The organism is Roseomonas sp. 18066 (assembly GCF_902706185.1).
Taxonomy (GTDB): domain Bacteria; phylum Pseudomonadota; class Alphaproteobacteria; order Acetobacterales; family Acetobacteraceae; genus Pseudoroseomonas.
Map to the genome: position 1 here is coordinate 1 of NZ_CACSJM010000163.1, position 12199 is coordinate 12199.

Below are 12199 nucleotides of genomic sequence, written 5' to 3' on the forward strand. Positions count from 1 at the left end.
ACAGAGATGATCGGAGCCTTCTCACTCATGACCTGCATGGTTCGCTCTGCCTTGTGTTTTTTTTTTTTTTTCAAGCAGAAGACGGCATACGAGATAGGAGTCCGTCTCGTGGGCTCGGAGATGGGTATAAGAGACAGACCCCGGCCCGCGCCGCCCGCCTGGCGCTGCGCCAGGTGCCGCAGGTCGAGGGCGCGGTCGTGGCCCTCGACCCGCAGACCGGCCGCGTCCTGGCCATGGCCGGCGGCTTCTCGTTTGAAAAGAGCTGGTTCAACCGCGCCACCCAGGCGCTGCGCCAGCCGGGCTCATCCTTCAAGCCCTTCGTCTACCTGCCGGCGCTCGAGATGGGCATCCCGCCGAACCAGCGCCTGCTGGACGGCCCGATCGAGGTGCAGACCCCGCAGGGCGTCTGGCGCCCGGGCAACTACAGCGGCAACTTCAACGGCTGGGTGACCATGCGCACCGCCCTGCAGAAGTCGCTGAACCTGGTGACCGTGCGGCTGGCGCAGGAGATCGGCATCGAGCGGGTGGCCGAGACCGCCAACCGCTTCCACGTCATCCCCAACATGCCGCGGGTGCTGTCGATGGCGCTGGGCGCCGGCGAGACCACGGTGATGCGCATGGCCGCCGGCTATGCCGCCTTCGCCGCCGGCGGCAAGGAAGTGACGCCGACGCTGATCGACACGGTGCAGGACCGCTTCGGCCGGCTGGTCTGGCGCGCCGACAACCGCCGCTGCGAGGGCTGCAGCAACGGCCCCGAGGCCGCGCCGCCGCGCCTGGTCGACGAGCGCAAGCAGCTGACCGACCCGATCGCCGCCTATCAGATCGTCTCGCTGCTGCAGGGCGTGGTGCAGTATGGGACCGGCACCCGCGCCGGCGCCGGGCTGAACCGCCCGGTCGCCGGCAAGACCGGCACCACCAACGATTACAACGACAACTGGTTCGTGGGCTTCACCCCCGACATCGCGGTCGCGGTCTGGATCGGCTATGACGAGCCGCGCAGCCTGGGCAGCGGCGAGACCGGCGGCGGCAATGCCGCCCCTGTCTTCCACGACGTGGTGGCCGCCGCGCTGCAGGACAGCCCGCCGGTGCCGTTCCGCGCGCCGCCGGGCGTGGCCCTGGTCCGCGTCCAGCTCGACAACGGCCAGACCATCCTGGAGCCCTTCCGCCCCGGCACCGAGAATGCCGCCCGGCCGCCGATGGAGAACAGCGTCATCTCCTCCGACACGCCGGCCGGAGTCGATAGCAACCTCGGCGGGCTGTACTGACGCCGCGGATCGTCGCCACCCGCTTTTTCGCGCCGAAAAAATGCAGCGCCGTCTTTTCCTTCGGGGAAAGGGCGCTGTTTTTTTATGCCTGCTGCTTGCACTTGAAGAAAAGAAAGTAAGTATTCCGATAAATCCGGGCGGGTTCACAAGGTATTTATCTCAATAAAACACTATAGAATTTCTCATTTATGAGCCAATCTTAATCTTGGCTCCCCTAAATCCTATGAACTCGGGAATAATCCATGGCCCGTCCCTACGTCGCTCCCACAACCAAGATCGTCGGCACATCCGGCAATGACCGCATCGCAGGCACGGCCCTGAACGATGACCTCTACGGCGATGCCGGCGATGACGTGATCCTGGGCGGCGGCGGCGCCAATTACATCGATGGCGGTCCCGGCTACGACACCGCTTCCTTCGCCGGCGCCGCCAGCCTCTATGCCGTCGAGATCCGCGGCGGCGTGACCACGGTCGAGGAGCGCAGCACCGGCGCGGTCAGCTGGCTGGTCAATATCGACCGCCTGGCCTTTGACGGCAGCGCGACCGACCTGAGCGGCGTGCCGGCCTTCAGCCCGCAGCGCTACGTCGCCGCGCATGCCGACCTGATCCAGGCCTTCGGCCTCGATTCCGCCGCCGCCGCCTGGCACTACGCGCAATACGGCTTCGCCGAGGGGCGCGCCTTCAACAGCTTCAACGGCCTGGACTATATCGCCAGCCAGGACGACCTGGTGGCCGCGCTGGGGGCCGATGCCGGGAAGGGCTATGCCCACTACATCGTCAACGGCTTCGCCGAGCAGCGCGTCACCACGGGCTTCAACGGGCTGAGCTATATCGCCAGCAACGACGACCTGATCGAGGCTTTCGGCGCCAATCGCGAGGCTGGCGCTGCCCATTACATCACCTATGGCGCCGATGAGGGCCGCTCGCGCGGCGAGTTCAACGGGCTGCAATACATCGCCTCCCACGGCGACCTGATCGAGGCGCTGGGCGCCAATTACGACGTCGGCGTCGCCCATTTCATCAGCGACGGCCATGCCGAGGGCCGCGACCGGGACAGCTTCGACGCCGTCACCTACCTGGCCAACTATGCCGACCTGCAGGCCGCCTATGGCACCGACTACGACGCCGCCACGGCGCATTTCATCACCTACGGCTATGCCGAGGGGCGCAGCGACGACCTGATCGCCTGAGCCCGGCGGCAAGCGCCACTGGACAGCGGGGTGGGCGGGATAGTATCCCGCCCACCCCGCTGCCGTTTCCGCGCCTGCCGTTCCGCGGGGCCTTTCCGTCGTATCTGGCGGCGAACCGGCGTCCGGGCGGGCGGACCCTGTGCGAGCGAAGGAAGACACGATGCGCGCCGATGCCGAGGCCCTGCGCGGCCAGATCGGGGATTCCATCGCCCTGCTGCGCCGCCATCTCGACTGGGATGTGGCGCTGCGCCGGCTGGACGAGGTCAATGCCCGCGCCGAGGACCCCACCTTGTGGGAGAAGCCGGACGAGGCCCAGGTGGTGATGCGCGAGCGTGGCCGGCTGGCCGACCAGATCGAGGGCGTGCGCAAGCTCGAGCAGGACGTCACCGACGCGCTGGAGCTGATCGAGATGGCCGAGGCGGAGGGCGATGCCGCCACCGCCGACGCCGCCATCGCCGACCTGCAATCCTTCGCCGCCGAGGCCAAGCGCCGCGAGATCGAGAGCCTGCTGTCCGGCGAGGCCGATTTCCGCGACTGCTTCGTCGAGGTCAATGCCGGCGCCGGCGGCACCGAGGCCCAGGACTGGGCCCAGATGCTGCTGCGGATGTATTCGCGCTGGGCCGAGAAGCGCGGGCTGAAGGTGCTGCTGACCGAGGAATCGGAAGGCGAGCAGGCCGGCATCAAGTCGGCCACCATCCAGGTCAGCGGCATGAACGCCTATGGCTGGCTGAAGACCGAGAGCGGCGTGCACCGCCTGGTGCGCATCTCGCCCTTCGATGCCGCCGCCCGCCGGCAGACGAGCTTCGCCAGCGTCTATGTCTTCCCGGTCATCGACGACAAGATCGAGATCGAGATCAACCCGGCCGACCTGCGCACCGACACCTTCCGCGCCTCCGGCGCCGGCGGTCAGCACGTGAACAAGACGGAATCCGGCGTGCGCTTCACCCATATCCCCACCGGGATCGTGGCCGCCTCGACCCAGGATCGCTCGCAGCACCGCAACCGCGTCATCGCCATGGATATGCTGAAGGCGCGCCTGTACGAGCTGGAACTGCGCAAGCGGGAGGAGATCACGGCGGGGATCGAGGCCGGCAAGACCGATATCGGCTGGGGCCACCAGATCCGCTCCTACGTGCTGGCGCCCTACCAGCTGGTGAAGGACCTGCGCACCAACGTCGAGAAGGGCAACCCGGACGCGGTCCTCGACGGCGAGCTGGACGACTTCATGGCGGCGGCCCTGGCCTCCCGCGTCGGCGCGACCCGCAGCGAGGCGAGCGCCAACGCGCGGTGAGAGAAGGTCAGGGGGAATGAATTCCCCCTGAACCCCCTTCTTTTTTCTGTCCTGGCTGCCGCGCCCGCGTGGCACGGCGGGACGCGGCACCCGGACCATTCCATGGACGACCTCTTTCCCGACTCGCTCCGCCCGCAGGACCGGCACGATCCCGGCGGCAAGGTGCGGCTGGCGGTCAGCGGCGACGTGGTCAGCCGGGCCGAATTCTCCCCCTGCGGGCGGTACCGGACCTTCCTGGAACGGCGCTGGGACGGGCAGCCCTTCGGCAGCCCCGGCATCGTCGCCTGGATCATGATGAACCCGTCGACCGCCGACGAGCGGGTCGATGACCCCACCGTGCGCCGCTGCCGCGACTTCACCCGGCGCTGGGGGCATGGCGCCATGGTGGTGCTGAACATCTTCGCGCTCCGCGCCACCAGGCCGTCGATGCTGCTGGAGGATGCCGACCCGGTGGGGCCCGGCAACGACGCCGCGATCCGGCTCTGGGCCGGGCAGGCCAGCCGGGTGATCGCCGCCTGGGGCCTGCCGCCGAAGCCGCTGCGCGCCCGCGGCCGGGCGGTGGCGGCCATGCTGGAAGCCGATGGCGTGCGGGTCGAGGCGCTGAAGGTCACCCAGTCGGGCGAGCCGGGGCATCCGCTCTACATCGCCGGCGACACCGTGCCAGTGGCCTGGGCCCCGGTCGCCCGGCCGGGATGAGCCGCTCGGCCCGGCTGCTCGGCCTCCTGCAGGAATTGCAGGGGCGGCGGCGGCCGGTGACGGCGCAGGCGCTGGCCGAGGCGGCGGGGGTGTCGCTGCGCACGCTGTACCGCGACATCGAGACGCTGCGCGGCCAGGGGGCGGCGATCGAGGGCGAGGCGGGCCTCGGCTACCTGCTGCGCCCGGGCTTCTTCCTGCCGCCGCTGGCCTTCGACGAGGATGAGGCGGAGGCGCTGCTGCTCGGGCTGCGCTGGGTGGCGCGGCGCGGCGACCCGGCGCTGGCCGGGGCGGCGGAAAGCGCCTTCGGCAAGCTGGTCGCCATCCTGCCGCCGGCGGTGGAGGCAGCGGCGGCCGGCAGCGGGCTGGTGGCCGGGCCGGGGCAGGTCGCGCATCTGGCCGTGCTGCGCCAGGCGATGCGGCAGGAATGCAAGCTGCAGATCGACTATGCCGACAAGGCGGGGGCGGCGACGCAGCGGGTGATCTGGCCGCTGGCGGTGGGCTTCTTCACCGGCGCCGAGGTGCTGGCCGCCTGGTGCGAGCTGCGCCAGGACCACCGGCATTTCCGACTGGACCGGATGCAGGCGGTGGCGCTGCTGCCGGACCGGCTGCCGCGGCGGCGGGCGGTGCTGCTGGCCGAATGGCGGCTGGCGCAGGCGATCGAGGCTGCTGACAGGAACTGACAGCGGGCGGCGCCAGGCTGGGGGCCTTCAACCGAGGGGCCACGGCCGATGACCGAATTCCGCCTGATCATTCTCTATGTTTCCGACGTGGCGCGCAGCGCGGCCTTCTATGGCGCGCTGCTGGGGGCGGCGCCGCTGGAGCAGACCGAGGGCTTCGCGATGCTGCCGATGGGCGGTGGCGCGCGGCTCGGCCTGTGGCGGCGCGACGCGGTTGAGCCCGCGGCCGGCGCGGGTGCCGCGGGCAGCGAGCTGTGCTTCACGGTGCCGGATGTGGCGGCCCAGCATGCCGCCTGGCAGGCGCAGGGCCTGACGATCCTGCAGGCGCCTGTGGTGCTGGATTTCGGCGAGACCTGCGTGGCCGCCGATGCCGACGGCCACCGCCTGCGCGCCTACATTCCTGCTTTCAATTGACAGAAAAAAGAAGGGGTCCAGGGGAATTCATTCCCCTGGCCTTGCTTATACTTTGGCAAGTATTTCGCTGATCTCGTCCAGGATCAAGGGATCGTCGATGGTCGGCGGCACGGTGTAGCTTTCCCCGTCCGCCAGCTTCCTCAGTGTCGCCCGCAGGATCTTGCCCGAGCGCGTCTTGGGCAGCCGCTGGACGATGCTGGCGCGCTTGAAGGCGGCCACGGGTCCGACGCGCTCGCGCACCAGGGCGACGAGCTCGGCTTCCAGCTTTGCCGGATCGGGGTTGGCGCCGGATTTCAGCACCACCAGCCCCATCGGCACCTGGCCTTTCAGCGCGTCGCGGATGCCGATGACGGCGCATTCGGCGATGTCGGGGTGGCTGGCCAGAACCTCTTCCAGCGCGCCGGTGGAGAGGCGGTGGCCGGCGGTGTTGATGATGTCGTCGGTGCGCGACATCACCCAGACATAGCCCTCCGCGTCGATCATCCCGGCGTCGCCGGTGTTGTAGAAACCGGGGAAGGCCTCGAGATAGGCTTGGCGGAAGCGGTCGTCGGCGCGGAACAGGCTGGGGGCGCAGCCGGGCGGCAGCGGCAGGCGGATCGCCAGGCTGCCGGTCTGGCCGGGCGGCACGGGCTTGCCGTCATCGCCCAGCGCCTGGACGTCGTAGCCCGGGGCGGGCTTGCCGCCCGAGCCGGCGCGCATCGGGAACAGGCCGGCGCCGCGGAAATTGCCGGTGATGCACCAGCCGGTCTCGGTCTGCCACCAGTGGTCGATGACCGGGCGGCCGCCCAGCAGGCGCTCGGCCCAGAGGGCGGTGTCGGGGTCGCAGCGCTCGCCGGCCAGGAACAGGGCTTCCAACGTCGACAGGTCGTAGGACGCCAGGAGCTTCCCTTCCGGGTCTTCCTTCTTGATGGCGCGCAGGGCGGTCGGCGCGGTGAACAGGGTCTTCACCCCGTATTCGGCGCAGACCCGCCAGAAGGCGCCGGCGTCCGGGGTGCCGACCGGCTTGCCCTCATAGACGACCGAGCTGCAGCCGGCGAGCAGCGGCGCGTAGACGATGTAGGAATGGCCGACCACCCAGCCGACATCGCTGGCGGTCCAGCAAACATCGCCAGGCGCCAGGCCGTAGAGCAGCGGCATGGAATGGGCCAGCGCCACCGCATAGCCGCCGGTGTCGCGCAGGATGCCCTTGGGCTTCCCGGTCGTGCCGCTGGTGTAGAGGATGTAGAGCGGGTCGGTCGCCGCGACATCGACGCAAGGATGCGGGGTGGCGGCGGCCATGGCCTCGAGCAGGTCTTCGTCGCGGCCGGGGAGGAGCTCGCCCGGCGCGGCGTCGCGGCGCAGGATCAGGCAAAAATCCGGGCGGTGCGGCGACAGGCCGAGAGCGGCGTCGAGCAGCGGCTTGTAGGGCACGACGCGCCCGGGCTCGAGCCCGCAGGAGGCGGCGATGACGGCTTTCGGCGTGGCATCGGCGATGCGGGCGGCGAGCTCGGCCGCGGCGAAGCCGCCGAAGACCACGGAATGCACGGCGCCGAGCCGGGCGCAGGCCAGCATGGCGATGACCGCCTCGGGCACCATCGGCATGTAGATGACGACGCGGTCGCCTTTCTGCACGCCGCGCGCCGCCAGGGCGCCTGCCAGGCGCGCGGTGCGGTCGAGCAGCCCTGCATAGGTGAGGCGGGACTTCTGCCCGCTGACCGGGCTGTCCCAGTACAGCGCCACCTGGGAGCCCCGCCCGCCGGCGACATGGCGGTCCAGCGCATTGAAGCAAAGGTTCAGCCGGGCATCGGGGAACCAGCGGCCATAGGGGCCCTGGGACGGGTCGAAGATGGCCTGCGGCGGGGTGGACCAGTCGATGGCATGGGCCGCTCGGGCCCAATAGGCCTCCGGGTCGCGCTGCCATTCGGCATGGATGGCGGCATGGCCCTCCGGCATGGCGGTGACCTCCCTTGGTGGTTTCTTGTCGTTGTCGCGGAACGGCGCAGGGGGGCCGGAGCCCCCCTGCCAGTCAGGTCGCCAAGGCCTAATGCCCAGGGCTAGCGGCGCAGGGTCGCCGGCCGGGCGCCGGGCACGGGGGCGGCGTCATCGGCGAAGATGTCGCGGTCCTTGGTCTCCGGGATGAACAGCGCGCCGATGACCACCGTCGCGAGGGCGATGACGATCGGGTACCAGAGGCCGAAATAGACGTCGCCGGTCTGCGCGATCATGGCGAAGGAGGTCGCCGGCAGCAGCCCGCCGAACCAGCCATTGCCGATGTGGTAGGGCAGCGACATCGAGGTGTAGCGGATGCGGGTCGGGAACAGCTCGACCAGCGCCGCGGCGATCGGGCCGTAGACCATGGTGACGTAGATCACCAGCATCGCCAGGACGAGGACCAGCACGCCGGTCTGCTCGCGGAAGACGTCGAAGGGATGCGCCATCTTCACGACGGTCGGGTTCGACGCGGCGGGGTAGCCGGCGGCGGTGATGGCGGCGCCCAGCGCCTGCGGGAAGTTCGGCACCGTCGACGAGATGGCGGTGCCGGCGATGCTGACCACCGCCGGGCTGCCGGCGGGGGCGGGCTCGACGCGGTAGTTGACCGACAGCCTGGCCAGCGCCGCCTTGGCGATGTCGCAGCTGTTGGTGAAGCGCGCGGTGCCGGTCGGGTTGAACTGGAAGGAGCAGTTGGCCGGGTCGGCCTGCACCACCACCGTGATGTTCTGGTGGGCGGCATGCAGGGCCGGGTTGGCCTCGGCGCTCATCAGCTTGAACAGCGGGAAATAGGTCAGCGCGGCGAGCAGGCAGCCGCCCAGGATGATCGGCTTGCGGCCGATCTTGTCGGACAGCCAACCAAAGAAGACGAAGCCGCCGGAGCCGAGCAGCAGCCCCCAGGCGATCAGCAGGTTGGCGCTGTAGCTGTCGACCTTCAGCACGGTGCCCAGGAAGAACAGCGCGTAGAACTGGCCCGTGTACCAGACCACCGCCTGGCCGGCGACCAGGCCGAACAGCGCCAGCAGGGCGACCTTGGCGTTCTTCCACTGGCCGAAAGCCTCGGTCAGCGGCGCCTTGGAGCCGGTGCCCTCCGCCTTCATCTTCTGGAAGGCGGGGCTTTCCTGCATGCGCGAGCGGATCCAGACCGAGATCGCCAGCAGCAGGATCGAGACCAGGAAGGGCACGCGCCAGCCCCATTCGCGGAAGGCGGCCTCGCCGGTGATGGCCTGGGTGCCCAGGATGACGATCAGCGACAGGAACAGGCCGCCGGTGGCGGTGACCTGGATGAAGCTGGTGTAGAAGCCGCGGCGGCCATGCGGGGCGTGCTCGGCGACATAGGTGGCGGCGCCACCGTATTCGCCGCCCAGCGCCAGGCCCTGCAGGCAGCGCAGCACGATCAGGATGACCGGCGCCAGGATGCCGATCTGCTCGGCGGTGGGCAGGATGCCGACGACAAAGGTGGAGGCGCCCATGATCACGATGGTGATCAGGAAGGTGTATTTGCGCCCGACCAGGTCGCCCAGCCGGCCGAAGACCAGGGCGCCGAAGGGCCGCACCAGGAAGCCGGCGGCGAAGGCCAGCAGGGCGAAGATGTTGCGGGTGGCCTCGTCGAAGATCGGCTGGCCATCGGCGCCCAGCACGGTGAAGAACTTGGCGGCGATGAAGGTGGCCAGCGACCCGTACAGGTAGAAGTCATACCACTCGAAGACGGTGCCGAGCGAGGAGGCGACGATCACGCGCCGCTCCTCGCGCGTCATCGGCCGATTCGCCACATCTGTCCGTGGACTCGCGGATGCCATTGTCGAACCTATTCCTGCCCTGGACAGCGCGATGCCGTCGCGCCGCCATTTCTTGTTGATCTGCCGCGTGCTTGGTCACGCGGATGGTCGCGGCGTGGCCTGCCGCTCCCCCGGCTGTTCCGCGCATGGGGGGCAGGACCACGAAGGCAGCAGCCGCCGGCGCGGGCGCCGATGGCCGACTTCCGGCGTGGATGAAGGAAGTTTCACCCGCGCCGCGTCTCCGCTGTCAGCCTGCGCGAAGACGATCGCGAACGGCAATGGAATTTTAGTGGTTTTGCGCCTTGAGCGCGGCGATCGCCGGCGGGGTTGTCGCAATGCACGCCGCCATGGACGCCGCAATGGACGCGGGGCGGGGCGGCATCGGGGTTTGGCGGTTGCAACGCTTGGCGCCCGCGGCCGTTCGGCCCATATGCCGAAGGTGGCCGCGTCCCGGATGTCCGGGCCCCGGCCGGTCAGTCCCCTTTGGGCCACCCTCCGCGCGTGGCCCGCGCCCGCCGGAGAGACAATGGCCCGCCAGCGCTGCCCGCATGCCACCCCCGGGACGAGGGCAAAATCCGCGCCGCGTCACGGCGTGCGTGAAAAGCGACTGGAAACTTCCCCGGCGCCGCGTCAGCATGGGGAGGGAAGGAAGCCTTGATGGATACGATCCGCACATTGGCTGACCATTCGATCCGCCGTGTCCTGAGCGCCCTGGCGCTGGGCATCGCCGTGATCATGGCGGTGCTGGCCGCCGAACCGTCGCTGGCGGTGCAGAGCGGCGCGCTGCTGACCGCCGCCGTCTGGCTCGGCCTGTGGGGCGCGGCGCTGCGGGTGCCGCATATGGACCTGCGACGGACCTCGCTGTGGCGCCAGCTGTCGGTGCTGGCGGGCGAGGGCGCGCAGCGGCTGCGCGGCGTGCGCGGGCATCGCCAGATGGCCGCCATCCTGGCCGAGCGGCTGATGTGGCATGCCGACCGCACCGCTCTGGCCGCCCTCGGCCTGGGCAGCCTGGCGCTGCTGCTGCACGGCGCGCGCCTGCTGCACAACTGACCATCCCGCGGCGTTTCTGGCAGGCGGCGCCGCAGGGTTGCGCGGCGCGCCGCTCGGAAGCGAGTTGACGGGCGACGCCGGCAGCGCGAATGCTGGGTGCAGCGCAGCGCAGCCCGTGCGGCGACCTGGCGGAAGGTGAGTTCCATCAACGACCGCGACATCACGCTGCTCCTGGACGCCATGCGGGGCCAGGAAGCGAGGCCGTCCGGGCTGCCCGCAGGGGCGCCGGGGAAACTCCCGGCGAGGACCACGGCGCGATCGCCCGGCAGCTACAGCCTGGACCAGTCGGTCGGCCACCTGCTGCGGCGCGCGCATCAGCGGCATGCCTCGCTGTTCCAGGACCGCGGCGCGGTGGGCGGGCTGACGCCGACGCAATTCGCCACGCTGCTGAAGCTGGGGGAGCTGGGGCGCGCCACGCAGAACGCGCTGGGCCGGGCGGTGGCGCTGGACCCGGCGACCATCCAGGGCGTCGTCGCCCGGCTGCGCGACCGCGGGCTGGTCGAGGTCAGCCGCGACCCGCTGGACCGCCGCACCGTGGTGCTGTCGCTGGGCGAGGCCGGCGAGACCGTGCTGGCCGAGGCGGTGGGCCAGGGCCGCCGCGCCAATGAGCAGCTGCTGGCGCCGCTGACCGCCGAGGACCGCCAGGACCTGATCCGGCTGCTGCGTCGCTTGCTGGGCTGAGGCCCGGTTGACGGAGCCTGGGTCGCGCTGCTCTGTTGCGGCACGGCCCGGTCGGGGCCGCCGTGTCCGCGGAAAGGGCTGCGCCCACGACCCTGCCTGGATGGTCCGGCTTCGTCCCGCACCCTTTCCGGCCTGACCGGCGGACACAGGCCCTGGGAAGGGACTTCGCATGTCCGATCCGTTCCGGCTGAATCTCGAGCAGCAGCGCAAGCGCGCCAAGGAGTTGCTGGCCGATCTGCGCGCCGGCGCGCCCGCCGCGCTGGCGCAGTTCCGCCACCATCATCCCGCGGGCGTCGGCGCCCCGCCGCAGCTGTCGGAGGCGCAGCTGGTCATCGCCCGCGGCCTCGGGCTGCCCAGCTGGCCGAAGCTGGCGGCGCATGTCGCGGCGCTGTCCGGGCTGCGCGCGGCCATCGCCGAAGGCGGCGAGGCACCGGATGCGGCGATGCCGACGCTGCATCTGCGCTGCGGCAGCGACATCGCCGCGGGGCTCCGCCAGGCGGGTTTCCTGGGCGCGTTCCTCGAGGTGTCCGATCCGCTCTGCCTCGGGCCGCTGGTCGACAGCGACGACTGGCAGGAACGGCGCATCGATTTCCTGACGCAGGCCTTCGGTGGCGGCATGGGGCTGGACCGGCCGGCGATCGCTGCGCGGCAGGCGGCGGCGGAGGCCGGGCTGGCGCGGGCCGCCGGCTTTCCCCGCGTGGTGCTGTGGTTCGAGCATGACAGCTACGACCAGCTGATCCTGGCGCGCTGCCTGGCGGCGCTGGCGCCCGCCCTGCCGGCGCGGCTGGAGATGGTCAGCGCCGGCGCCTTCCCGGCGATCACCCGCTTCATCGGGCTGGGGCAGCTGGCGCCGGAGGCGCTGCGGCTGCTGTGGCAGCGGCGGCGGGTCGTCGCGCCGGCCGAGATCGCCGAGGGCGTGGCGGCCTGGGCGGCGCTGCGCGCGCCCGATCCGCGCGGGCTGGCCGGGCTGGCGCGGCGGCCGACGGTGCTGGGCCGGGCCTTGCGGCGGCATTGCCAGGAGCTGCCCTGGGTCGGCGACGGCCTGGGGCTGACGCAGCGGCTGGTGCTGCAGATCCTGGCCGAGGGGGCGCGGTCCTGGGCCGAGGTCTATGCCGTGCTGATGCGCGAGCGGGAGCCGTTGCCCTGGCTCAGCGACCTGATGTTCCTGGAGGTGGCGCGGGGGCTGGGT

General features: G+C 70.7%; 11 protein-coding genes. 9 read left to right on the forward strand and 2 right to left on the reverse strand.

What is annotated here, in order from left to right:
- Positions 1-173: 173 nt before the first annotated feature.
- The 6 genes from GVN67_RS24410 to GVN67_RS24435 all read left to right on the forward strand — a co-directional run bounded on the left by GVN67_RS24410 (position 174) and on the right by GVN67_RS24435 (position 5533).
- Positions 174-1265, forward strand: a complete 1092-nt coding sequence (locus GVN67_RS24410; RefSeq protein ID WP_235035459.1) for a penicillin-binding transpeptidase domain-containing protein — start codon at positions 174-176, stop codon at positions 1263-1265.
- Between the two features lie 242 nt (positions 1266-1507).
- The gene (locus GVN67_RS24415; RefSeq protein ID WP_159999923.1) at positions 1508-2455 is read left to right on the forward strand and encodes a hypothetical protein; all 948 of its coding nucleotides are present in this window, start codon (positions 1508-1510) and stop codon (positions 2453-2455) included.
- A gap of 160 nt (positions 2456-2615) precedes the next feature.
- Positions 2616-3746 (forward strand): peptide chain release factor 2, encoded by a 1131-nt coding sequence (gene prfB, locus GVN67_RS24420; RefSeq protein ID WP_159999924.1) that lies wholly within the window; start codon positions 2616-2618, stop codon positions 3744-3746.
- A 102-nt stretch (positions 3747-3848) separates the two neighbouring features.
- Positions 3849-4442, forward strand: coding sequence for a DUF1643 domain-containing protein (locus tag GVN67_RS24425; RefSeq protein WP_159999925.1), 594 nt, complete (start codon positions 3849-3851; stop codon positions 4440-4442).
- Positions 4439-5122 carry a YafY family protein gene (locus GVN67_RS24430; protein WP_159999926.1) on the forward strand — a complete coding sequence of 228 codons (684 nt, stop codon included), beginning with the start codon at positions 4439-4441 and terminating at the stop codon, positions 5120-5122. The genes GVN67_RS24425 and GVN67_RS24430 overlap by 4 nt, the downstream gene beginning before the upstream one ends.
- A gap of 48 nt (positions 5123-5170) precedes the next feature.
- Positions 5171-5533: a VOC family protein gene (locus GVN67_RS24435; RefSeq protein WP_159999927.1), complete on the forward strand. Its 363-nt coding sequence runs from the start codon at positions 5171-5173 to the stop codon at positions 5531-5533.
- Positions 5534-5578: 45 nt separating this feature from the next.
- Here GVN67_RS24435 and GVN67_RS24440 read toward each other — a convergent pair whose 3' ends face one another.
- Positions 5579-7465, reverse strand: coding sequence for an AMP-binding protein (locus tag GVN67_RS24440; protein ID WP_159999928.1), 1887 nt, complete (start codon positions 7463-7465; stop codon positions 5579-5581).
- Between the two features lie 101 nt (positions 7466-7566).
- On the reverse strand, positions 7567-9258 hold the full coding sequence (locus tag GVN67_RS24445) for an MFS transporter (RefSeq protein ID WP_159999929.1): 1692 nt from the start codon (positions 9256-9258) through the stop codon (positions 7567-7569).
- 678 nt (positions 9259-9936) lie between these two features.
- Between GVN67_RS24445 and GVN67_RS24450 the strand changes: the two genes are divergently transcribed.
- The 3 genes from GVN67_RS24450 to GVN67_RS24460 all read left to right on the forward strand — a co-directional run.
- Entirely contained in the window at positions 9937-10329 is a 393-nt protein-coding gene (locus GVN67_RS24450) for a hypothetical protein (protein ID WP_159999930.1), read from the forward strand.
- 135 nt (positions 10330-10464) lie between these two features.
- Positions 10465-11010 (forward strand): MarR family winged helix-turn-helix transcriptional regulator, encoded by a 546-nt coding sequence (locus tag GVN67_RS24455; RefSeq protein WP_200845384.1) that lies wholly within the window; start codon positions 10465-10467, stop codon positions 11008-11010.
- Positions 11011-11179: 169 nt separating this feature from the next.
- Positions 11180-12199: DUF1835 domain-containing protein (locus GVN67_RS24460; RefSeq protein ID WP_159999931.1), on the forward strand; the 1020-nt coding region annotated here is incomplete at its 3' end.

Bases quoted from the DNA above. Each gene is read 5' to 3' on its own strand.
- prfB (WP_159999924.1), top strand. From the start codon at position 2,616: ATGCGCGCCGATGCCGAGGCCCTGCGCGGCCAGATCGGGGATTCCATC.
- GVN67_RS24425 (WP_159999925.1), top strand. From the start codon at position 3,849: ATGGACGACCTCTTTCCCGACTCGCTCCGCCCGCAGGACCGGCACGAT.
- GVN67_RS24435 (WP_159999927.1), top strand. From the start codon at position 5,171: ATGACCGAATTCCGCCTGATCATTCTCTATGTTTCCGACGTGGCGCGC.
- GVN67_RS24450 (WP_159999930.1), top strand. From the start codon at position 9,937: ATGGATACGATCCGCACATTGGCTGACCATTCGATCCGCCGTGTCCTG.
- GVN67_RS24445 (WP_159999929.1), bottom strand. From the start codon at position 9,258: ATGACGCGCGAGGAGCGGCGCGTGATCGTCGCCTCCTCGCTCGGCACC.
- GVN67_RS24415 (WP_159999923.1), top strand. From the start codon at position 1,508: ATGGCCCGTCCCTACGTCGCTCCCACAACCAAGATCGTCGGCACATCC.
- GVN67_RS24440 (WP_159999928.1), bottom strand. From the start codon at position 7,465: ATGCCGGAGGGCCATGCCGCCATCCATGCCGAATGGCAGCGCGACCCG.
- GVN67_RS24430 (WP_159999926.1), top strand. From the start codon at position 4,439: ATGAGCCGCTCGGCCCGGCTGCTCGGCCTCCTGCAGGAATTGCAGGGG.